This is a genomic window from Solibacillus sp. FSL K6-1523 (genome assembly GCF_038005225.1).
Taxonomy (GTDB): Bacteria; Bacillota; Bacilli; order Bacillales_A; family Planococcaceae; genus Solibacillus.
Map to the genome: position 1 here is coordinate 391314 of NZ_JBBOSU010000001.1, position 23597 is coordinate 414910.

The 23597-nt window shown below is 38.1% G+C and carries 22 protein-coding genes and 1 riboswitch; of the genes, 14 read left to right on the top strand and 8 right to left on the bottom strand.

Going from position 1 to position 23597, the window contains the following annotated elements:
• The first annotated feature begins 46 nt into the window (after positions 1-46).
• Positions 47-1159 (top strand): amidohydrolase, encoded by a 1113-nt coding sequence (locus MHI10_RS01915; protein WP_340782429.1) that lies wholly within the window; start codon positions 47-49, stop codon positions 1157-1159.
• Between the two features lie 44 nt (positions 1160-1203).
• On the opposite strand, the gene MHI10_RS01920 is transcribed toward MHI10_RS01915, so the two are convergent.
• The 4 genes from MHI10_RS01920 to MHI10_RS01935 all read right to left on the bottom strand — a co-directional run bounded on the left by MHI10_RS01920 (position 1204) and on the right by MHI10_RS01935 (position 5316).
• On the bottom strand, positions 1204-1911 hold the full coding sequence (locus MHI10_RS01920) for a Fe-S oxidoreductase (protein ID WP_340782431.1): 708 nt from the start codon (positions 1909-1911) through the stop codon (positions 1204-1206).
• Between the two features lie 433 nt (positions 1912-2344).
• Positions 2345-3313 (bottom strand): DMT family transporter, encoded by a 969-nt coding sequence (locus tag MHI10_RS01925; RefSeq protein ID WP_340782432.1) that lies wholly within the window; start codon positions 3311-3313, stop codon positions 2345-2347.
• Between the two features lie 83 nt (positions 3314-3396).
• Positions 3397-4623 carry a peptidase T gene (pepT, locus tag MHI10_RS01930; protein WP_340789114.1) on the bottom strand — a complete coding sequence of 409 codons (1227 nt, stop codon included), beginning with the start codon at positions 4621-4623 and terminating at the stop codon, positions 3397-3399.
• Between the two features lie 42 nt (positions 4624-4665).
• Positions 4666-5316, bottom strand: coding sequence for a lysoplasmalogenase (locus MHI10_RS01935; RefSeq protein ID WP_340782433.1), 651 nt, complete (start codon positions 5314-5316; stop codon positions 4666-4668).
• An 89-nt stretch (positions 5317-5405) separates the two neighbouring features.
• Between MHI10_RS01935 and MHI10_RS01940 the strand changes: the two genes are divergently transcribed.
• On the top strand, positions 5406-7082 hold the full coding sequence (locus MHI10_RS01940) for a hypothetical protein (protein WP_340782435.1): 1677 nt from the start codon (positions 5406-5408) through the stop codon (positions 7080-7082).
• Positions 7083-7145: 63 nt separating this feature from the next.
• Here MHI10_RS01940 and MHI10_RS01945 read toward each other — a convergent pair whose 3' ends face one another.
• Positions 7146-7559, bottom strand: coding sequence for a hypothetical protein (locus MHI10_RS01945; RefSeq protein WP_340782436.1), 414 nt, complete (start codon positions 7557-7559; stop codon positions 7146-7148).
• A gap of 212 nt (positions 7560-7771) precedes the next feature.
• On the bottom strand, positions 7772-8506 hold the full coding sequence (gene nfsA / locus MHI10_RS01950; protein WP_340782438.1) for an oxygen-insensitive NADPH nitroreductase: 735 nt from the start codon (positions 8504-8506) through the stop codon (positions 7772-7774).
• A gap of 279 nt (positions 8507-8785) precedes the next feature.
• Positions 8786-8901, top strand: a riboswitch (SAM riboswitch).
• A gap of 122 nt (positions 8902-9023) precedes the next feature.
• On the opposite strand from nfsA, the gene MHI10_RS01955 reads away from it, so the two are divergent.
• The 3 genes from MHI10_RS01955 to MHI10_RS01965 all read left to right on the top strand — a co-directional run bounded on the left by MHI10_RS01955 (position 9024) and on the right by MHI10_RS01965 (position 12404).
• Positions 9024-10328: an O-acetylhomoserine aminocarboxypropyltransferase/cysteine synthase family protein gene (locus MHI10_RS01955; protein ID WP_340782439.1), complete on the top strand. Its 1305-nt coding sequence runs from the start codon at positions 9024-9026 to the stop codon at positions 10326-10328.
• A 381-nt stretch (positions 10329-10709) separates the two neighbouring features.
• Positions 10710-11108, top strand: coding sequence for a hypothetical protein (locus MHI10_RS01960; RefSeq protein ID WP_340782441.1), 399 nt, complete (start codon positions 10710-10712; stop codon positions 11106-11108).
• A 309-nt stretch (positions 11109-11417) separates the two neighbouring features.
• The gene (locus tag MHI10_RS01965; RefSeq protein WP_340782443.1) at positions 11418-12404 is read left to right on the top strand and encodes a homoserine dehydrogenase; all 987 of its coding nucleotides are present in this window, start codon (positions 11418-11420) and stop codon (positions 12402-12404) included.
• Between the two features lie 102 nt (positions 12405-12506).
• On the opposite strand, the gene MHI10_RS01970 is transcribed toward MHI10_RS01965, so the two are convergent.
• Entirely contained in the window at positions 12507-12737 is a 231-nt protein-coding gene (locus MHI10_RS01970) for a hypothetical protein (RefSeq protein WP_057988051.1), read from the bottom strand.
• A gap of 131 nt (positions 12738-12868) precedes the next feature.
• Here MHI10_RS01970 and MHI10_RS01975 point away from each other — a divergent pair, with 131 nt between their 5' ends.
• From MHI10_RS01975 to MHI10_RS02015, 9 genes are all read left to right on the top strand, one after another.
• Positions 12869-13735 carry a DMT family transporter gene (locus MHI10_RS01975; RefSeq protein ID WP_340782447.1) on the top strand — a complete coding sequence of 289 codons (867 nt, stop codon included), beginning with the start codon at positions 12869-12871 and terminating at the stop codon, positions 13733-13735.
• A 215-nt stretch (positions 13736-13950) separates the two neighbouring features.
• Positions 13951-14493, top strand: a complete 543-nt coding sequence (locus MHI10_RS01980; protein ID WP_340782450.1) for an NADPH-dependent FMN reductase — start codon at positions 13951-13953, stop codon at positions 14491-14493.
• Between the two features lie 196 nt (positions 14494-14689).
• Entirely contained in the window at positions 14690-15628 is a 939-nt protein-coding gene (locus MHI10_RS01985) for a ring-cleaving dioxygenase (RefSeq protein ID WP_340782451.1), read from the top strand.
• 306 nt (positions 15629-15934) lie between these two features.
• A complete protein-coding gene (locus tag MHI10_RS01990) occupies positions 15935-16621 on the top strand; it encodes a response regulator transcription factor (RefSeq protein ID WP_340782454.1) in 687 nt (228 codons plus the stop codon).
• Positions 16611-16745 (top strand): hypothetical protein, encoded by a 135-nt coding sequence (locus MHI10_RS01995; protein WP_340782455.1) that lies wholly within the window; start codon positions 16611-16613, stop codon positions 16743-16745. The genes MHI10_RS01990 and MHI10_RS01995 overlap by 11 nt, the downstream gene beginning before the upstream one ends.
• A 12-nt stretch (positions 16746-16757) precedes the next feature.
• Entirely contained in the window at positions 16758-18956 is a 2199-nt protein-coding gene (locus tag MHI10_RS02000; protein ID WP_340782457.1) for a HAMP domain-containing sensor histidine kinase, read from the top strand.
• Between the two features lie 169 nt (positions 18957-19125).
• The gene (locus tag MHI10_RS02005; protein WP_340782458.1) at positions 19126-20199 is read left to right on the top strand and encodes a metallophosphoesterase; all 1074 of its coding nucleotides are present in this window, start codon (positions 19126-19128) and stop codon (positions 20197-20199) included.
• Between the two features lie 25 nt (positions 20200-20224).
• Entirely contained in the window at positions 20225-21049 is an 825-nt protein-coding gene (locus MHI10_RS02010; protein WP_340782460.1) for an undecaprenyl-diphosphate phosphatase, read from the top strand.
• 138 nt (positions 21050-21187) lie between these two features.
• On the top strand, positions 21188-22477 hold the full coding sequence (locus MHI10_RS02015; RefSeq protein WP_340782462.1) for a globin-coupled sensor protein: 1290 nt from the start codon (positions 21188-21190) through the stop codon (positions 22475-22477).
• Positions 22478-22610: 133 nt separating this feature from the next.
• On the opposite strand, the gene MHI10_RS02020 is transcribed toward MHI10_RS02015, so the two are convergent.
• Positions 22611-23408 carry a TIGR00266 family protein gene (locus tag MHI10_RS02020; RefSeq protein WP_340782466.1) on the bottom strand — a complete coding sequence of 266 codons (798 nt, stop codon included), beginning with the start codon at positions 23406-23408 and terminating at the stop codon, positions 22611-22613.
• Positions 23409-23597 lie beyond the last annotated feature (189 nt).

Below are 23597 nucleotides of genomic sequence, written 5' to 3' on the forward strand. Positions count from 1 at the left end.
TCGTGCTGTATAATAGGAGTATTACATTATATTAGAGGTGCTTTTCATGATTGGTGTTAGAAAGACGGAGGAAATGATATTTGAATGGTTCCATTATTTCCACGCTCATCCAGAAGTGAGTTGGCAGGAACATAAGACAACAGAAAAATTAGCAACTATTTTAGATGATTTGCACATTCAGTATACACGTTTTGAAGACGTAACAGGATTAATCGCCGAGATTGGTGAAGGGGAAGAAGTTATTGCAGTTCGTGCGGATATTGATGCTTTATGGCAGGAAGTGGATGGCGTCATGAAGGCGAACCATTCTTGCGGACATGATGCAAATATTTCGATGGTACTTGGAGCTCTTTTAGAGTTAAAGGATAAAAAATTAACAAAGCGCATTCGTTTTATTTTTCAGCCAGCTGAGGAATCGGGTGGTGGTGCACTGGCAATGGTTGATCGTGGTGTTCTAAAGGATGTCACGCATTTATTCGGTGTTCATTTACGTCCAATCGAGGAGTTACCACTTGGAAAAGTTTCTCCAGCAATTTATCATGGGGCGGCGGCATTTTTGAGCGGTACAATTACAGGAATCGATGCGCATGGTGCACGCCCACATCAAGGGAATAATGCCATTGATGTTGCGGTAGCGATACAGCAAATGTTAAAAAACTTATATATTGATCCATTTGAAGTATATTCAGCAAAAATGACAAAAATCGTTGCAGATGGCGGTAGTATTAATATTATCCCAGGGAATGCAAGTTTTTCAATCGATGTACGGGCTCAAAAAAATGAGGTGCTTGAGCAAATTCAAGCATATGTGGCAAAGGGCTTAAAGCAAATTGCACAAATGTTTGAGATTGATGTAAAGTGGGATTGGCTTGATGTGACACCAGGTGCTGAAGTTTCTAAAGAAGCGGCTAAAGTAGCGGAAACCTCCATTGTTGAGGCTTTAGGTATGGAGCATTTAGCGCCAGCTGTTGAAACACCAGGTAGTGATGATTTTCACTTTTATACGATTAAGCAACCACAATTGAAGGCGACAATGATCGGTGTTGGCGCAAACTTAGCACCAGGACTCCATCATCCACATATGACATTTGATCAAGCGGGCTTACTTGATGGTACCAAAGTGTTAACAACAACATTAAAAAACGCTGCGAATAGTTAAATGAAAAACGTCCTTGCTTAAATAGAGCGAGGACGTTTTCTTCTTTATTTTAATGGGCAAAAGCCACAAGCTAATAAGCCCGGGACATCCTTAGAGAAACAGCAGCTTTTCCGAACGGGTGCGTTGATAAGCTGAGAAGGGTTTTTACCTCCTGTGTATTTGAGAAACAGCGACTTATCTGAGAAATAGCGCCATATATTTTTATCTTCCAGCATTTCCAAGTCCTCGAATGCGCGATCCGAAAGTGCTGGATTTTCAAGCAGTGTATGGAAGTGCCAAAGCATATAACCGAAAATATTTTCCCATAAAACAAGTGGGGAAATGGATGTTGTTTTGCGGAGTTGCTGAATGATGACAGATGCTTTATATAGAATATCAGTCATCACTTTTTCGCGCTCATCATCCTCTACATAACGAAAATCAATTGGATTAATATACATACCTAATGTATGGATTCCGAATTCATTGACAATAGCAAAGCGCAGATCCTCAGGTTTCCCGTCCCATATTTCATCATAGGTCGTTAGCATATAAAATTGCATAGCGACGAACATGCCATAGCGACGCCCGAAATGAGAAATGGCAGCAGCTTCTGTTGCGGCATTTGTTACGCCCATCATTAAGTTTCTAAAGTCGGTTAAATAAAAGTCTTTATGTAGGTTTGCCAAAGTGAAAAGTGGACGTGTAGGCTCTTCTGTATAAATACTATATGAATTAAGTTGACGTACTTGATCGTAGGAAAGTGCAGGCATAGATCTCACCTTTTCTTTAATAATTATTTGGTACTAGTGAACGGCTCACTAGTGGATACCTTTACTATAACATTTTCACACACTTATTTGAAAAATATTGACAAGTTTAACGATAATGATTATCATTTTCATGTACGCTTATTTGTAATTCAGTACAAATAAGATTGAACTTAGCCTCTTTTCTCCAAAAAGTTTGCTAGTTCAAGATAGCGTTCTGAACCCCTCATTTAGAACGTGGTTTGGCGAGTATTGTCAGACAGAGTTTTTCCATCCTTTATTTTTTTCTAGTTTTTCTTCCGGTATGGAAGGCCTTTTTATACCTGTGTTCAATTGCGGATACGGGTATTTTTTTTACCTGAATGTCCGTAATTCGAGCATACAAACAATCCGTGGAAGAAAAGGTTTCCACGGATTGAAATTTTACTTGATTCAATTACGTCATATTTTTCTCTAATTGCAATTGTTTTTTACCTACAAGCATTGTGTGGTAGCTATGTAGCAGCATACCGCCGATAATAACACCAAGTCCGATTAACGCGAGAGGCGCGGGTAATGGGATGCTTAATAAAATCATTTCGCCAGCCATTGCGAATAACACTTCTGTAGATTGCGTTGCTTCTACTGCTGCAAGTTTCCCTTGGTCATGTCGTACGCGGTCTGTTGCGATGAAAAATAAAATGGTCGCGATAACACCAGAGGATACGGCAACTAGTAAGGATTGGAGTACTTGGCTTCCTGAAGGTAATCCCACCGTGAATAGCGCATAAATCGCAAGGATAATCCAAGCAGGTAACGAAGCGATTGTCATGCCGAGCACACGTTGAAATGTATCAATCCGTCCATCGCAGATCGCCATCATTTTTCGATTGCCTAAAGGATATGCGAAAGCTGCGACAATCACAGGTAAAATACCGAGCAACAAGCTTTCTGTAGAAACGATTTTAGCTTGTGGAATTTGAATAAGCAAAATTCCGATTAAAATAATGCAGGAAATTCCTAATGAAATGACTGGGATTTTAGAACGAATAGGCTTTCCGGCAATGAATGTCACAAATAATGGCGCTAATAAAACTCCCGCAACAATCGTGAATTGCCATGTCCCCGAAACGAGCCATCCTGGACCAAAAGCTGCTGCAAATGTAAGTGGGGCATAGAACAATACAAAGCCAACAAAGCTCCAAATAATCCAAGCACCTGGTTTTTCTTTCATCTCATTAGATAGGATGCGAAAGCCATTTTTCCCACGTATTGCGACAATAGCGATTAAAAAAGGAAGCATAAAGAAATAGCGTAAGGAAGAACTCCATAACCAGCTTCCACCTTCTAGCTCCATCGAATGATTTAAAACAAATGTAACAGCAAAAAATAGAGCTGCAATAATGCCGATTAATATTTCTTTCATAACGCACCTCCTGTATTTAAAGAATATTCAGATATTAATTATACAAAAAAATGGAGTGAAAAGAATCACTCCATGGAAATTTTTTAGTTGCGTGCTTCGAATAGTTGAACGATTTCAATAATGACTTCTGTTGCTTTTTCCATCGTTTCACCGGATACGAATTCATATTTACCGTGCATATTTTCGCCACCAGCAAAGATGTTCGGAGTTGGTAAGCCCATGAAAGAAAGCTGAGAACCATCAGTACCGCCACGGATCGGTTCAACAATCGGTGTAATATCGAACTTCGCAAATGCTTCTTTGACGATGTCGACAATTTCCATAACAGGTTCGATTTTTTCACCCATATTGTAGTATTGATCTTCCATCGCAACAGTAATAGCCTCTTCACCATACGTGGCTTGCATGTTTTTGCCGATTTCAGCCATGTATGCTTTTTTCTCTTCAAATTTTGCGCGGTCATGGTCACGGATAATATAAGACAGAGTCGTTTCCTCAATCCCCCCATTAAATTGCATTAAATGAATGAAGCCTTCGTAGCCATCTGTTTTTTCTGGAACGGCATCCTTTGGCATTTCATTTTGAAAGGCAATTGCAAGGGCAATTGAATTAACCATTTTGTCCTTTGCCGAACCAGGGTGGATATTCGTACCGCGAGTCGTAACTTTTACACCTGCAGCATTGAAGCTTTCGAATTGTAATTCTCCAAGTGGACCGCCATCCATCGTATACGCATAGTCCGCACCGAATTTTTCCACGTCAAATTTATGTGGGCCGCGTCCAATTTCTTCATCTGGTGTGAATGCCACGCGAATTTTACCATGCTTAATGTCAGGACTTTTCACTAAGTAGGCCATAGCTGTCATAATTTCTGCGATACCCGCTTTATCGTCCGCACCGAGTAAAGTTGTGCCATCTGTTGTAATTAATGTTTGACCAACATAGTTTTTTAAATTCGGGAAGTATTCGGGAGTCATGACTAAACCGTTTTTTAATGTGATCGCTTTACCATCATAGTCATTAATGCGCTGTGGATTTACATTTGTCCCTGTGTAATCCGTTGTTGTATCAACATGTGCTAAAAAGCCGATTGTTGGTACGTCTTTATCTGTATTGGATTCAAGTGTAGCAAAAAGGTAGCCATTTTCATCTAATGTAATGTCTGTTAAGCCGATTTCTGCAAGCTCATCTTTTAAAATGTACAATAAGTCAAATTGCTTTTGTGTAGACGGTGTCGTTGTTGAGTTGAAATCCGATTGTGTATCAATTTTTACGTAGCGAACTAAACGCTCGATAACTTGTTCTTTCATGCTCATGAAAAAAGCCTCCTTAGTATAATCGATTGATTGAACTTATTGTACCACTTTATTTCGAATATTGAAGTATTGAACAATGCTAAGCATGAAGAAAAATTGCGCCCCGTAATACGTAAACATAATAAGTTGGTGTGAGTAGGCAACATCAAACATAAATTTATTAATGGCTAAAACGGAATCTGATGCAATGAATAATAAAGCGCCCGTTATCGCAAATGGACTTCCCGTTCGGAATGAAGTTAATCCCATTAAAAAAATGACCATCATATAAGCAACAACGGCGATTGCTAAAATAGTTTCTCCACCTTTGAATACGGAACCTGCAATCCACACCACCATAAACAGACCGTATGCCCCAAGTAAAATTTGTACGAAAAGTGGTGGCTTTGCATTATTGGTTGTGCGAAATGCAAAAATATAAAAAATATGCCCAATTAAAAAGAAACAGAGTCCAACGATGAACCATTGCAGCGTATAATCACCAATCGCACAAAAGATAAGCCCAATCGAAATAAGCCAATGATAAGGGAGTTTGGTCGGGAGCTTTGTCATAAATGCGAGCGTAATAAGGAGCAGCATTGGAATTAATTTAAAGAGCATTACTACCGATGGATCAATGGAGTTGATGAAAAACACATAATAAATGCCGAATATCAAAAATAATGAAATAAGTACTTTTCGCGCCATAAATATTCCTCCTAAAACATTTTTTTATTGTAATTATGAATCTTTCAAGCTAGTTATTCGTAAATAATACAAAGAAAGGATGGGTCACCATGGGACAACTTTTATTAATTGCTTTAATTGGTTCGTTTATTATGACACTATTAATCATACCAATTTCTCGGAAAGTGAAAAGTGGGAAATTATCGTCAAAGAATCTATTTGTTATATTTATAGTCGTTTTTGTTATTAGTTTTATTTTAGTATTTACAACGGTTTATGTATCTAAAATTGATTTGAATTGGACAGCTTTTTTATATGTGCTACCTGTAGCCGCGTTAGCCGGAGCGATTTTATCGGGAGGGCTAGAGCAAAAATTAAAATCAGCGATTGTCCTAGTCGGGATTTTAGGGGTCGCTTATTTGATAAGTGCACCATTATTAAATGCTGAGCAAAAATTTAAGTCCTCACAAATGGAAGAGAAGGTAGAAATCGAGGCATTTGATGAAACGAAAAAGCCGGCAAGTGTACCGCCAAAGTTTGTGAAAAATAAAATGAAAAAAGCTTTCGGACAGGTGCCAAATACGAGCTATTACGAAATTGGTCGTTTGCAAATTCAAAAAGTAAATGGCGAGTATGTGTATATTGCACCAGTCGAGTTTTCAGGTTTTTTCAAATGGTTTAATGGAAAAACAACGCCGGGTTATTTCACAATGAGCGCGACAGATTCAAGTGATAATCCGAAATTTATTCAATCGGAAATGAGCTATGTTCCATCTGCATTTTTAAATCAAAATTTAGAGCGTCATATTCGTTTACAATACCCAACACTCATTTTTTATGGTCAGCCACAATTAGAAATTGATGAGGATGGGAAGCCGTTTTATATTCGCTCCTACGGTGAATTTATTTCTGCACGTAATGGTTTTGATGTAAAAGGAATCGTACTAGTTGATGCAAAAACGGGACAGACGGAAAAGCTTGCGTTAGCGGATGTACCAGACTATATCGATGGGGCGGTGTCTCCGGAAACAGTGAGCTTGCAAAATAGTTATTACGGGAACTATGTACACGGATATTGGAATAGTGTTGTCGGAAAGAAAGATGTTAAGCTACCGAGTGATGAAGGAACGGAAGCAAATGTTAGCCCGATTTTCATGGAAGATGGCGAAATGTATTATTTCACCGATTTCACAAGTCCAAAAGAGGGTATTGATTCCATGCTTGGTTATTCGTTGACGCATGCTCGTACAGGCGCGGCAACATATTATACGGGCAATTTAGAAGAATCATACATGGATTCGCAAGGGGCACTGCAAATTATTGAAAAGGAATTTATCGAGAAGAAATGGGAAGGCGAAATGCCAATTCTTTATAACTTCTATGGCGAGGCGAGCTGGTTAACCGGTGTACTTGATGCAAATGGTTTCCTACAAAATTATTTCATCGTTTCCGCAGCGAACCCTGAAGTTAAAGCCTTTGCTTCCACACCAAAAGAGGCATTAAGACTATATAAAACGGCTTTAAATAGTGGCAGTAGTATAGTGGATGGCACATCTAAAGCGGAAGAAGCTACCGTAACAGGTGAGGTTGTTCGTGTGTATAAAGAGCGTGTCGGTAATTTTACACTCGTTTCATTCTTAATGAATTCGGGTGAAAACTTTATCGTAAGTTCAGAAATCGTACCACTTGCGATTTATTTACAAGAGGGTGACCGCATCGTTATGACGTATGCAAAAACTGGCGAACAGTTCCAACCTGTAAAAAACATTATTATCGAAGGTTTGTAAAAGAATATAAAAAGGGAAAGGGCAGAGATGTTGATACAGCGTCTCTGCCTTTTCTTATATATATTAGTAATTTTGAATATAGTGAAGCATTTTTTGTTCACGCAGTTGAAGTTGTTGTTCTGTATATAGCATGACATCCGCGAACTTTTGCCATTGCAAGTTTAACAGTTCTCGCTCGGTTGAAAAATGATCAGTAGGCTCATTTTTGAAAATATAGTCTAAATGGAAAATTTGCATGAGTACCACTTCAGGATTTTCAAAGTTGCTCACAAATTTAAGTTGCCAAATGGATGTATGGGCAATGTATTGGTTGGCAAATGCAGTGACAGCTTCATATTTTGAGTGTTCTATTTGATCTGTAATTTGATGATGGATTTTAGTTAATGCAACATTAATATCAGAAATGATTAGTGAATACTTCCGAGCAGATTTCAAATGTTGACGCTCTAATGATTTCGCAATGAATGGAGTCGACATTTCCTCTACCTCCTAATAACATGAGTCACTTTATAATAGCAAAAAATAGCATAAAAAACCTCAGTCGTAATGAGTAATATGAATTGCTAAAATATCTAATCATAATAAAAGAGTGAATGCAAAGTACTGATTCTATTAGTTAAAAAGGCATGCTACTAAGCTTAAAAAAACACCATGTTAACAGAGTGTTAAAATGGTGTGGGGTGATGCGATTATTTCCACGTAAAGCCTTTTGTTGCAAGGAAATCTTTCATGAATGGGCGTTTTTGATCAACTAAATAATCCGCCATTTGCTTCGTCCAAGTCGCCATCTTTTGATTGGAAGAACGACTTGCATAGTAAGATTCCATCATGGCATCATAGTCAGCTAATAATGTTTCGTATTGATCTACATCATAGCTATTTTCGTGTAATACCGCTGCTACTGGTAGACGAGGTTTTGTTTCATTGCGCTTTGTCGGCGTACCAATCGTCATCGCAAATAACGGGAATACATGATCTGGTAAATTAAATAGCTCGCTAATTTCAGCAGGATTGTTACGCGCTCCACCAATATAGCAAATACCGTAGCCCATCGCTTCAGCTGCAATGACAAAGTTTTGTGCGAATAATGAAACGTCCGCTACACCAACAAGTAAGTTTTCTGCTGAATCCGTTACAATATCAACACCGTGTTTTTGACCGGCAACTTGTAGACGCTTGAAATCCACGCAAAATAAGAAGGAAGCTCCCGCTGTTTTGAACTGGAAATCATTTTTGGATAACTCACCTAGTTTTGCCTTTTTCTCCTCATCCGTGACCCAAATAACACTATACGCTTGTACGAAATGTGAGCTAGCCGCCATTTGTGCAGTTTCGATTAAATCAACAATTGTCTCTTTTGAAATTTGTTCACCTGAATATTTTCGAACCGATGTGTGACTACGTAAAAGTTCTCTTGTTTGCATGTGAAATTCTCCCCCTATGTAAAAATAAAAGTTAAGGAACGTTCCTTTAAGTTTATTTTATATATATTTAACTAAAGAATCCAACTTTTAAAATCTTTCCGAAAAAGGTGGAGTAGATTTCCAATCCGATCCGGCCGCTTTTCGCGGGCACGACTCCAACTAACTTGTTTCGAGAGGTATCTTAAAATATATGAAAATCAGAAAATTTTAAATTAACTGTTGACGGAATGGTAGGATCTGTTTTATACTGTGAAACAACGATGGAACATGAATCACATACTCTTATCAAGAGCGGCGGAGGGAATAGGCCCTGTGATGCCCGGCAACCAGTGAGTGACGAACTGACTAAGGTGCTACTTCCTACAAAATGCAATGTGCATTTTGAAAGATAAGAGGAGGCAAACTTGCTCATTTGCAAACCCTCTTCTTAGCTGAAGAGGGTTTTTTTTCATTCAAAAAAACTCCTCCTCTATAACACCGACTTTACCATCGAAAACTATTTTGGAGGTTATTATTCATGACAAATTTACGACCAGAAACATTATTATTACACGGTGGACAAAAGCCAGATCCTGTAACGGGTGCGATTGCTGTACCAATTTATCGTTCAACGGCTTATGCATTTAAAGACACTGCTCATGCGCAGCGATTATTTGCATTAGAAGAAGCGGGCAATATTTATTCGCGTATTATGAACCCTACTGTAGGTGCTTTTGAAGAACGTGTTGCGTTATTGGAAGGGGGATCAGCGGCAGTAGCACTTTCATCTGGTGCAGCAGCAATTGCCTTTTCAATTTTAAACTTAGCAGGCGCTGGAGACGAGATTGTTGCAGCAGGATCGCTTTACGGTGGTACGTATAATTTATTTGCCACAACATTACCACGCTACGGTATTACGGTGAAATTTGTGGATGAAACAGACCCAGAAAACTTCCGCAGTGCAATTACAGATAAAACAAAGGCTGTATTTGCAGAAATTATCGGGAACCCAAGCTTAAATGTGTTAGATATTGAAGCAGTTGCGACAATTGCACATGAAAACGGATTACCATTATTAATCGATAGCACATTTGCTTCGCCATATGGTGGGAACCCAATTGAATTTGGCGCGGATGTTGTCATTCACTCGGCTACGAAATGGATTGGCGGTCACGGTACGACAATTGGTGGTATTGTCGTGGATGCAGGGAAATTTGATTGGACACAAGGACGTCATCCAGGATTTACAGAGCCAGATACGTCATATCACGGACTTCGTTACGGAATTGATACAGCAGGGGCTGCATTTGCCACAAAGCTACGTGTTCAACTGTTACGTGATTTCGGTCCAACATTATCAGCAGACGCAGCATTTAACTTTTTACAAGGGCTAGAAACGCTTCATTTGCGTATCGTACGCCATAATGAAAATGCATTAAAAGTAGCGGAATATTTACGTAACCACCCATTCGTGGACTATGTAAACTATAACGGCTTTGAAGATTTCCCTTCACATGAATTAGCGAAGAAGTATTTGAAAAATGGGTTTGGCTCGATTTTAACATTTGGCATTAAAGGTGGACGTGAAGCAGGTCGTCAAGTCATTGATAACGTGGAATTATTCTCACACGTAGCAAACGTAGGGGACGCACGTTCATTAATTATCCACCCAGCATCGACAACACACCAACAATTATCAGCGGAAGAATTAAAAGTGGCTGGTGTATCCGAGGAGCTCATTCGCTTATCGATCGGTTTAGAAGCAGCGGAAGATATTATTGCAGATTTAGAACAAGCTTTAGCAAAAGTTGCGTCTACTTTAGAAGTAGAAACTCAAGCTTAACTTGATTCATCAGGGGGTTAAACCCCTGATGAATCAAGTTAGCCTCTGGCGGATGTCACAGATTTTTAAAAGGAATTTTTTCGAGCAAAGCAAGCTCGAAAAAATCTGGACACAATTACGCCGAGGCGTAATTGATTATAGTAGAAGAAACTTGTCCGCCTTTCATCATTTCGTTAGGGGCAAGTTGCTGAAATTAAAACCAAGTAACTCTATAAGTATTATTGACAAAGTTAAAACCGAGTAATAGAATAAGGATTATAAACCAAGTAATGTAAATTATGTTGCAGCATCGTTTAAACTACTTGGTAATAGCGTACTTGCAAATAGTGAACCCCCTTGCGCAAGTACGTAATCTTAATAAATGAAAAGGAGTTTTTTAAAATGGGAAATGTATACAGTGCACAAAATGTGGCCGCATATATAATTTACGAACTAAATGATCTAAAGAAATTTGTAAATGCAATGACGATTCAAGGAATTTTGGCGGATGTAGAAATGATGTGGCAAAAGGTGTTTGGACACTGTGCTTTCTCAGAAACAATCCATCATTTATCAGAAGTAGGCTTTGTTGTGAAGGAAGTGGCAGAGGAGTACGAGGAACATGGTACAGCGCATCTTTTGGAACCAGCAAAGGAATGGTTTTTAAAATATGGTGAGTTCCAACTTGTACAGCGTCCAATTGCGATTCCCAATTTCACAGTAAAAGAGCAGTTATTAATGAAAAAGATATTAAACGTTTATCATTTACATAATTTTGATCGTGTAAAAATTGCGGTATAATTTGATGGGGGAATTACCAAAATTTTAAAAAACGTATTTTGGCTTCAGGTCAGGATACGTTTTTCGTCTTTTTAAGTACAAAATTTGCTCATTCAAAAGTAGATTTGAATGAAATTTGACCATTTACAGAAAACAAATGTCCTTGTAGGAGAGATTTATCTTGTTTTCATGTAATATATAAGATAGAATTTTTATATATAAATTATTGGAATAGTTCGTCTATATTGCGTTGGGTGAGAATATTTGTGATTTTTATCATGAAATGTGCGTATAGATATGTTTTATAAGGAATTTGGAGGATGAATTGTAATGGCAACAATTAAGGCAGCGATCTTAGGATTTGGCACAGTAGGTCAAGGGATTTATCATATTTTAAATGAAAAGAGGCAGGAGCTCCGCGAGAAGTTGGGCGTGGAGTTAGAAGTGACAAAAATTTTAGTAACGGATGCAAGTCGTGAACGCGTGCCAGGAACGCATCATTTAATGACAGAAAGCATCGATGAAGTACTTGCTGAAAAGGGCTTACAAGTCGTATTTGAAGCGATTGTTAATGAAGAGCCAGCATTTAGCTATTTGAAGCAGGCAGTGGCACATAAATGTCATGTCATTACAGCGAATAAGGTGATGTTTGCTAAGCGAGGTGCAGAATTAGAGGCACTTGCAAAGGCAAACGGTGTATTCGTCGGGTATGAGGCATCAGTTGCAGGCGGTGTTCCGATTATTAAAACGATGAAAAATATTTTACTAGTAAATGATGTGAGTCGTGTACAAGGAATTTTGAACGGAACGACGAACTATATTTTAACGAAAATGCGTGCAGAAGGCTGGAGCTTTGATGATGCATTGAAAGAAGCACAAAGTTTAGGCTATGCAGAGGCAGATCCATTTAATGATGTTTCTGGTCAAGATGCATTTAAAAAGCTGATGATTTTATCGAGCCTAGCATTTGATGAACAACCGAATTGGTCGGACGTAGAAGTAATTGGTATCGAAAAAATTACAGCAGCGCAAGTAGCAGAAGCAACAGAAAAAGGGCTACGCTATCGTCATGTAGCAGAGGTAGAAAAGCGTGCAAATGGTGAGATTCATGCGAAAGTATCACCATTGTTAGTTGATAAAGAGCATCCGCTTTATCCGGTAGATGACGTGTTCAATGCGGTGGCAATGGAAACGAATTATATTGGGACGTTATCGATTACAGGACCTGGCGCAGGAATGTATCCAACAGCAAGCGTAATGGTAGAGGATTATGCAGAAATTATTGGGAAGCGCGCGGGGTTTACGGTAACGATTTAATCTGATTATATAAAAATATCGTGATTATGAAGAATTAAAAAGGGAATTTCGCCTGCTGAATAAGAGCGGGCGGAATTCCTTTTTATTTAAACGTATTTAAAATTAATCCTCATCTTTTACATCGATATCCTCAGGAATCGGTGTGTTTTTCCAAATTTCAATTTCCTCTTTAATTCGTTCGAGGTGAAGATGGTACGTATCAAATTGCGCACTGTTAATTAAATAATCGTCACCGTCTGGAACGGCTTTAATACGACCCGCATAAATGTACTTTAAAATTTGATGTTCGGGCATTCCGATATCGCGTGCTGTTTGTTCAACAGATTTATACATATAGGTGACCTCCTTCTAGTTAGTGTTACCTTTATTATAATCATTTTTCAAGGAAACTTCATCTCGATATGATGGGACAAGTATGATAGCATAGAGATAATTTTGATGGAATTAATTGGAGGATGTTCGTAGTGAATTTATTACCGTATGTTTTTGTATTGCTTGCGGCGATGCTTTGGGGAACGGTTGGAACGACGCAAACTTTTTTAACTGAAGGAATTTCATCATTCGGCGTAGCAGGTGTTCGCTCGGCAATTGGTGGCGGGCTATTATTAGTAATCGTTTTGGCGATGCGAAAAATCAATTTTCGCACGTGGTCGTGGAAATGGACGATTTTAGCGGCGCTGACTATTGCCTTATTCCAAAGCTTATTTTTTACGTCTGTACGTTATACAGGCGTAGCGGTTGGAACCGTGATTACAATCGGGAGTGCGCCGGTGTTTGCGGGCTTGATTGAATGGTTCTTTTGGAAAGTGCATCCGACTCGAGTGTGGGGAATGGCGACGGGGCTTGCAATTACGGGCTGTGTCCTATTATTCGTGAATCGCGGGGAGGCAGTAATCGATCCGTTTGGCATAGTACTCGCTTTATGTGCAGGTTTCATGTTTGCACTGTATACAAATATAAGTAAGCAGTTAATGAAGAAAGAGGAAACATTACCTGCTGTAGCGATGACGTTTACGATTTGCGCCTTATTTTTATTGCCGTTTGCAGCACGTGACGGATTAAGCTGGATTTATGAAGGGAATAACTTATGGGCGATGTTGTTTATGGCAATCGCTGCAACAAGCTTGGCATATCTTCTATTTTTAGGTGGTTTGCAAAAAATTAGTTCCTCCGCTGCTGTGACACTTAGCTTGGCTGAACCTTTAACAGCTGCGATGCTTGGTGTGTTTTTAGTCGGCGAGTATTTGAGTGCGACTTCATGGATTGGTGTAGGCCTGCTACTTAGTGGAATTATCGTATTAACAATAGGTGCACGGAAAGTTGCTTCATAAAAGAAGTAGCTTTTTCTTTTGGTAAATGAAGAATCAACAACAAAGTTTGATTAAAAAATATTCAAAGGTGAAAAAATCCACTAATTTTAGGGTAATGTTATTGACGGATAAAAGTTAAAGTGATATTATTATCTCGAATTAGAGATATCTTTATTTGAGATAAAGTGAGAGCCCAAATAAAAATATATTTAATTGAAAAAGGGGAGGAAAAAACAATGACAAAGTTAAACGTCGGTATTATTTTAGGATCAACTCGTGAAGGACGTGTAAGCCCTCAAGTAGGTGCTTGGGTAAAAGAAATCGCGGATGCACGTGGGGATGCAAATTATACAATCATCGATATTGCAGATTACAAATTACCTTTATTAGGTGAAACAGGTGGAGATGCTTCAGGTGCTGCGGCATGGTCACAAGCAGTAGGCGCTCAAGACGGTTTCGTATTCATCGTACAAGAATACAACCACTCCATTACAGGAGCACTTAAAAACGCATTAGATTACTTACGTGAAGAATGGAATAACAAAGCTGCTGGTATTGTATCTTATGGATCAGTAGGTGGCGCTCGAGCAACAGAACATTTACGCGGAATTTTAGGGGAATTATTAGTGGCTGATGTGCGTGTACACCCAGCATTATCACTATTCACTGATTTTGAAAATGGAACAGACTTCAAACCAGCTGTACACCAACAAGACTCAGTAAATGAAATGTTAGACCAAGTGGTTCCATGGACTACTGCATTAAAAACGATCCGATAATTTCGAGTTTTCAATATACAACATGTGTATGGGAACATGCACATGTTTCTTTAAAATATAAAGATTGAGCAAATTGTTATCAAGCTTAATTGAAGGGTGTCCTCAGTCGTTATAAAAAAGTTATAAAAGCATAGTGATAAAAATTGAATAATGTCGTTCGTTAAGAAAATACTATTAATGAAAAGGGGAAATAAACATGATAAAACATACAACAGGAATCCATCATATTACCGCGATTGTAGGGCATCCACAAGAAAACATTGATTTTTATGCAGGTGTTTTAGGGTTGCGGCTTGTAAAACAAACAGTAAACTTTGATGATCCAGGAACATATCACTTATATTTTGGAGATAATGGCGGTAAACCTGGGACAATCATTACATTCTTCCCTTGGGCAAATGCATATAAAGGGAGAATTGGAGATGGACAAGTAGGGGTTACAACATATGTTGTGCCAGTTGGTGCAATGAGTTTCTGGAAAAGTCGTTTAACAAAATTCAATATCGAATATACAGAAACAACACGTTTTGGTGAAAACTATATGCAATTTGATGATCCACATGGATTACATCTAGAAATCGTTGAACGTGAAAGTGGCGAAGAAAATACTTGGACATTTGGTGGCGTGACAAAAGATGTTGCGATCAAAGGTTTTGGTGGCGCGATACTTTATTCAAGTCGCCCAGAAGAAACAGCAACAACTTTGGTTGATGTAATGGGTCTAGAAGTGATTGGTCATGAAGGTGACTTTACACGATTTAAAGCAACTGCTGACATTGGAAATATCATTGATTTGAAAATGGTAACAGGTGTCCGAGGATCAATGGGCGTTGGGACGGTTCACCATATTGCTTGGCGTGCCAATGACAACGAAGATCATATTGAATGGCAAAAACATGCGATGACTAAAGGGCAACATGTGACAGAAGTAAAAGATCGCAATTACTTCAATGCTATTTATTTCCGCGAATCAGGAGAAATATTATTTGAAATTGCAACGGATCCTCCAGGTTTTGCACATGATGAAACTGCTGAAACAATGGGGGGAAATTTAAAACTACCTGCACAATATGAACAACACCGTGAACGTTTAGAAGATTCATTAATTCCAATTGAAGTTCGTCCACTTGATTAATATAACTAGTATTAAGAATGAGATTGGAGCATTTATTTTCCGTGTGGTATTAGAGAATAATGTGACGAAATCTTATGTTTTATAAAAAATAGCCTTCCACGAAATTGTGGAGGGCTATTTTATTTAATCTAATGTAATTTGCAACCTATTTAGAAAATCTTATAATCAAGGTCAAGCGAATAAATAATCTTAAGAAATACAGTAAAATAATCAAAAATCTTAAGAAATTCTTCATAATTTGCATGAGCGGAAGTTAAGATTTACGATTTAACATAAAGGTATAAGAAAAAGTTGTGAGGTGAGCATATGAAAAAGCTAACTGTGCTTGTAACGGATGATGATCAGGATATTCGGGACGGAATCGAAATTTATTTGAAAAACGAAGGCTATCATGTGTTGAAGGCAGCAGATGGGCTTGAAGCGATTAAGTTGCTAGAAGAAAACGAGGTCCATTTAATTATTTTAGACATTATGATGCCAAACATGGATGGAATTACAGCGACGTTCAAAATTCGTGCTGTACGTAATATTCCAATCATTATGTTAAGTGCGAAGGCTGAGCAAAGTGATAAAATCCACGGACTATCAGTAGGGGCAGATGACTATATTACGAAACCATTTCACCCGTTAGAGCTGATGGCGCGTGTGAAATCGCAGTTACGACGCTATGTAGATTTGGGCGAGTATGATGAACCATCTGAGCAAGTGATTGGGTTGGAACTTGATGTTGCGGCAAGAGAAGTTCGTGTTGAAGGGGAGCCTGTGAAGCTTACGCCGACTGAGTATAAAATTACAGAGCTCTTACTAAAGAATGCAGGACGCGTTTTTTCAATTAGTGAAATTTATGAACTTGTTTGGAATGAACAAGCATACAATGCTGAAAATATTGTCGCGGTACACATTCGAAAAATCCGTGAAAAAATTGAAGTCGACCCGAAAAATCCGCGCTTTTTAAAAGTCGTGTGGGGATTAGGTTATAAAATTGAAAAATAAACTTTTCACATTGTTCGGTGTATTTGGCGCGGGAATTGGTATTTATTTTTTAGGAAGTTATTTTTATGAATATATAACAGAACGCTTTATACCAACGATGAAGCAGTTCACATATTTCTTATAGGAGGGGAAAGAAATGAAAAAATCAAAAATGCACCTCCAGCTTTTTCTTATGTTTATTGTAGCAACAGCCGTTATTATGATTTTTACGCAAGGTAGTCGTTATTTTGGAAAAACGTATTATGAAACGAATTCGTTTGACGGTGAAACGTACGATTTTATGGAGGGGCTAGCGAAGTATGTGCTGAATACGATAACTGAAGAAGATAAAAATGAAGTCTTAACGGTTACGGATGAAGAAATTGATTATTATCGTACGTATTATGGAACTTTATCAGAACAAATTCAAAATATTAAAGATCAATATAAGATGAATGTAGATGGTGCTCAGGATGCTGAAGTGACAACGGAAATTGAAAAAGAGCGAGATGCTAAAATTGCTGATATTCGCAAAAACTTTGAAGATGATGAACATGTCAAAGCGAAAATCTTAAAGCTAAAAAAGAAAGCGTTAGATGGTGTATTAGCAAACTATGAGCAAAATAAACAGGAGTTTTTAAGAAGTTATAATTATTACGCATATAATATTACAAATAAAGAAACAGGCGAGATATTTAGTAAAGGGGATGTAGGAGCAGCTGCTGCATATGAGTTCAATATTGATCGTACAAACCGGTATATACCGACATCGACGTACTATATTAATCTATATGATAATGATGACATCGGATTAAAGAACAGCTCGTTTGAAATAAATAAGGACAATTCTCATTTTTACGGAGAAATAACAATTCCTAAATCACTTTTATCGAAAACGGATTTTGGGAATAGTATTGAAGCATTTAATATAACGAAATATAGTTATTACGTTTTAATCATTTTAGGTTTTGTAAGTTTTGTGTTATTAATGACACACCTGGAGCCTACGAGGAAACAGTTTATCGTTCAGTCAAAAGCATATAACTATTTTGAAAGCTTACCTCTTGATATTGCAGTTGTTATTATTGGTGGTATTGGTGGTTTGACAAGTATTTTTATAAGTGATTTTATTCGTTCGATTCATTCCATTGCTTATTATAGTGAGAGAATATATAGCGTTTATAGGTTTGATTTTATTATCTATTTTGTACTTGGCTACATTGGATTTATCGTAACGGTTTACTTATTTATGTGGCTTTGGGACCGAATGGAGAATATTACGGCAATCGACCAAGTTTGGGAGAAGACTTTCCTTTCCAAACTCATTAATGCGGCAATAGGCATGTTTAGTAATCGTACAATTGGTATTCAGTCACTTATATTGCTAGTTGTTGTATACCTTGGAGGGTTTGGTTTAGCGGTAGTATTTATGAGTCATTCCTTTGGTGTATTGCTCTTTTATATGTTCTTGTTTGTCATGTTTTTAATGCCAGCGCTGTTTATTTTTATGCGCCATATGGGTTACTTAAACCGTATTATGAGCCATACAAAAGATATGGCGGAAGGGCGTTTGACGAATGATTTAAAGGTGAGAGGGAAGTCCCCACTTGCTCAGCATGCAGCTCATTTAAATGGCTTGCGTGAAGGCGTTCGCAGCAGTGTAACAGAACAAGCAAAAAGCGAGCGTTTAAAAACGGAACTGATTACGAATGTGAGTCATGATTTGCGGACGCCATTAACATCGATTATTACGTATACCGATTTATTAAAAAATCCGGATATTACCGAAGAAGAACGTGCGAAATACATTTCGATTTTAGATGCGAAATCATCGCGTTTGAAAACATTGATTGAAGATTTATTTGAAGTATCGAAAATGGCGAGTGGCAACATCGAAATTTCGAAGCAGCGCGTTGATTTAGTGCAGCTGTTACAACAAGCTGTAGGTGAGCATGAAGAAGATTTTGCTGCTGCCAATATTGATTTACGTGTTAACATCTCTGAGCAACCAATCTTTGCATATGTTGATGGCCAAAAGTGGTGGCGTGTCATTGATAATTTAATTATTAATGCGCGCAAATATTCACTTGAGGAAACACGCGTATATGTTAACTTAAAAACAGTGAATGGTGAAGCGGAACTAACAGTAAAAAATGTGGCGAAATATGAGTTAAATGAAGATGCCACAGAGTTAGTGGAGCGTTTCAAACGTGCCGATACATCGCGTAATACAGAAGGCTCTGGTCTCGGTCTTGCAATTGCACAGTCGATCGTTGATTTACATGGTGGTCAATTAGATGTTGCTGTAGATGGTGACCTGTTTAAGGTGACTGTGTTGGTAAGAGCGGATAAATAATTCAATAGACATACTATTAACTTTAAAAAGTTATCGCATGAAAGACGTCATGTGATAGCTTTTTTTTTACGTAGTGTAATAGATATACAATAAAATGAACATAATGAAGTGCAAATATAGTAAAATTACATTTTAATAGTAGTAACAGTTTGAAAGGAGTGCCTCACAGGTGAAATTTTTTTATGCAGGACTCGCCATCACTATTTATAGCTTGATTACGTTTTATATTGGTTGGAATTTAAAGGCGTTGCTACAAGCGTTTCATCTATATCGTTGGCCAGTAGTTTTTTGGTTCATTTTATATTTAGTTGCGTTTGGCTTTATAATAGGAAGATTCCATGCTAGTTTATCGCCATTCAGTGTAATTGGTAGCTATTGGATGTTTGTATTGCAATACGGTATTGTGTTATGTATCCTTGCTAACATACTTGTTAAATGGACACCACTTTCCACGAAGATGGTTGGTACGGGCGCGGTTGTAACATTAATTATTTTATTTATACTAGGTACATACAATGCGTATTCACCGGTCGTGCGGTATTTGACGATTGAAGTCGATAAGCCGGGGGAAGATATGCGAGTTGTCATGGCATCAGACTTCCATTTAGGGGTACTTTCACATAAAGGGCATTTACAAAAATTTGTTGATTTATCGAATGCGCAAAAGCCCGATGTTGTCCTACTTGCGGGTGATATTGTAGATGATTCTCCGCGTCGTTTTTTTAAGAACGGTATGGGCGATGTGATGAAACAGCTTGAATCGACATATGGTGTTTATGGAATCCTTGGAAATCATGAATATTACGGCAAAGAAATCCCTCAATTTAAAGCGGCAATGAAAGATGCGCATGTGCAAATTTTAATGGATGAAACCATTTTGATAAATAATCGTTTTTATTTAACAGGACGTGAAGATATTACGGAAAAAAAACGATTAGCGCTAGAGGCATTAAAGCCGAAAAATGAACAGTTGACATGGGTTGTTATGAATCATACGCCGAATGATTTAGATGAGCCAGCAAAGCTCGGTGTTGATTTTCACGTTTCGGGGCATACGCATAAAGGGCAAATGTGGCCGAATCATCTCATTACAAAGCGAATATTTGAACTGGATTATGGTCATTTAGAGAAGAAAAAAATGCACGCACTTGTTTCAAGCGGTTATGGATTTTGGGGACCACCGACACGAATCGGAAGTCGCTCTGAATTATGGGTGGTTGATCTGAAGTTTACACAAAATTAAGAAGTAAGAAGGAGCAAAAAAGAATATGGAATGGATTGAATTACTAAAGGCACTCATCCTCGGATTTGTTGAAGGGATGACGGAGTTTGCGCCAGTATCCTCTACGGGACATATGATTATTGTCGATGATATGTGGCTACAAACGAAGGATTTTTTAGGCTCGAGCTCAGCGAATACGTTTAAAATTGTTATTCAGCTCGGTTCGATTTTGGCAGTTGTCGTTGTGATGTGGAAGCGCCTGCTCAATATAATTGGGCTTTATAAAATAGAAGGACAAAAATCATCGCATTTTAATTTAGCGCATGTCATTATTGGGATTATTCCAGCGGGCGTGTTTGGTGTATTATTCGAGGATTATATTGATGAAAATTTATTTACAATCAAAACGGTCATAGTCGGCTTAATCATTGGGGCGATTTTCATGATTATTGCGGATAAATTTGGACCAAAAAGACCGTCAATTACGTCATTAGATCAAATTTCTTATGCGAAAGCATTTAAAATTGGACTTGTTCAATGTTTATCGTTATGGCCAGGATTTTCACGCTCAGGTTCAACGATTTCGGGTGGGGTACTGTTTGGATTAGACCATAAAACAGCTGCAGACTTTACATTTATTATGGCAGTTCCGATTATGGCAGGTGCAAGTGGCTTGTCATTATTGAAACACTGGGATGAAATTAATCTCGACCATTTAGGATTTTATGCAGTCGGATTTATTAGTGCCTTTGTATTTGCATTAATTTCGATTAAGTTCTTCTTAAAGCTTATCGCAAAAGTAAAATTAACACCATTTGCGATTTACAGACTTGTACTTGCAGCTGTATTAATTTTCATTTTAGCAGTATAAACGCTAAAAAACGCCAAATTCTTTGGAATTTGGCGTTTTTTCGTTATTAGTGTGAGAAAGTTCACTGTCATATCGAATCAGTTCTCCTATATTAAAAGTAATATGGGAAATAACGGGGATGTTTTGAGGTGATAGCGTATGTTTTCTTTGAAGAAAAAATATCGTAAACAGGAAGTGACTAGAGATTTTAGTAACGTAGGGATATTCATAAATGATCCAGATTGTTTATTGCAGCTCGAAGTAATCAATTTATCAGTAGAGGATTTAAAATTAATTCATATTGCGAAGCCTTATGTTGAAGTTTATATTCGAGAGGTTGTGGAAGCGTTTTATAGTGCGATTGAGCGTATTCCACATTTTCTTACGATTATTAATCAACATAGTTCAACGGAACGATTGCGTCATACTTTGCGTCGCCATGTGTTGGAAATGTTTGAAGGGTGTATTGACAACCCGTTTTTAGAAAAGCGTCGTCGAGTGGCGCTAATGCATGTGCGAATTGGATTGACGACAAAGTGGTACTTGGCAGCATTTCAAAAATTAGAAAGTGCACTACAGAAAATTATTTTTAATGCCAATTTCTCATCAGAAGATACTGCTAAAATGGTGGAGGCTATCGGGAAGTTTTGTAATTTTGAGCAACAGCTTGTTTTAGAGGAGTATGAAAAAGTTTCAGCAAGCTTACTTGAGGAAAAACAACAACAAATTAAGCTAGAGGTAAAAACGCTTGCAGGGGGTATTTCAAAGGATTTAGAACAGCAATCAGGCAATACAAGTAATATTGTTTTAGATTTAATTGATAATACGAAAGCGGTGGATGATTTTGTGCATCAAAGTATTGAAAGGGCGACCAAAACGAAGTATGCATCACAAGACGGATATCATCAAATGGTACTACTGAGTCAGCAAACGAGTACAATTAATGAAAAGACGGTGGAAATGACGGCAATGGTGGAGGAGTTAGATTTTTCATCAACCCAAATCTTTGCCGTGATTGAAATGGTAAAAAGAATTGCGGGTCAAACGAATTTACTCGCGTTGAACTCGGCAATTGAGGCTGCACGTGCAGGAGAGCATGGAAAAGGATTTGCAGTTGTGGCAAATGAGGTGCGCAAGTTAGCAGATCAGACGAAAACTTCGGTGGAGCAAATTGCGGGACTCATTGCGGTTTCTGGAACTGTCACGACAAACGTTGTCGAATCGATTCATCAAGTTCAACAGCTCGTTCAAACAAGTCTTGAACAAAATGAGCATTCCATCGCAACGTTTGAGGAAATTACGCATGCAGTAGATAAAACGATCGGGGATTTTCAAAATGTTGGAGAACAGGTACATGATATAAAAGGTGTTGTTGAAGAAATGGACAACTCCACAAAATCCCTTGAATCTGCAGCAGGTATGCTAGAGGAAATCATTCACTCGTTTTAGTAGGGAATGGGATCTACACGATGCTGAAGGATTAACTGTTGTCACAAGGGTGCAGAAGCGTAATTGATTGTACCTCAATACATGTAAATAAGAAGGCCGATATTCTATATTACTAGAAAATCGACCTTCATTTTTATTTGTTTAACAAATTAAATAATCCGCCAATACCGCCCTCATCAGAGTTTCTTCCGCCACCACCTTGAGTGACTGGTGCTGCTGCAAAGACACGACTTGCTAAGCGGCTGAATGGTAAGGATTGTACCCAAACAGTACCTGGACCAGAAAGTGTCGCAAAGAATAAGCCTTCCCCGCCAAATAATGCTGTTTTTACACCGCTAACCATTTGAATATCATAGTTAACATCTTGTGTCATCGCGACTAAACATCCTGTATCGATTTTCAATGTTTCTCCTGGCTGTAATCGACGTTCATAAATTGTACCGCCTGCATGAACGAATGCCATGCCGTCTCCTTCAAGCTTTTGCATGATGAAACCTTCTCCACCGAAGAAACCTGCACCTAGTTTACGTTGAAATTCTACGCCAACTGATACGCCTTTTGCAGCTGCTAAAAACGCATCTTTTTGACAAATGATTTTGCCGCCCATTTGACTTAAATCCATTGGAATAATTTTACCTGGATAGGGTGCTGCAAAATATACTTTACGTTTGCCCATGCCTGAGTTGGTAAAGGTAGTCATGAATAAGCTTTCGCCTGTAATCAATCGTTTTCCTGCGCCCATTAACTTGCCCATAATGCCTGAGCCTTGATTATTTGAACCGTCACCGAAAACAGTTTCCATTTGAATATTGTCTTCCATCATCATTAAACTTCCTGCCTCAGCAACGACTGTTTCGTGTGGATCGAGTTCAACCTCTACAAATTGCATATCGTCACCATATAGTTTGAAATCGATTTCGTGATTTTTCATTGTTAAATTCCTCCTCGGTTTTCTAATTGTACAGTAATTCATTATTGCTAACTGAATTTAAAACATTCTTGATTATATGTACGTATCCATTTGAAAAGAAGTTTCAAATTTGCGAAATTATTTTAGCGTTTATCGGTGGGTTTCATCTTCATTCAGTCGGTGTCTGGACAGCTAGTAAATGAGGGGATA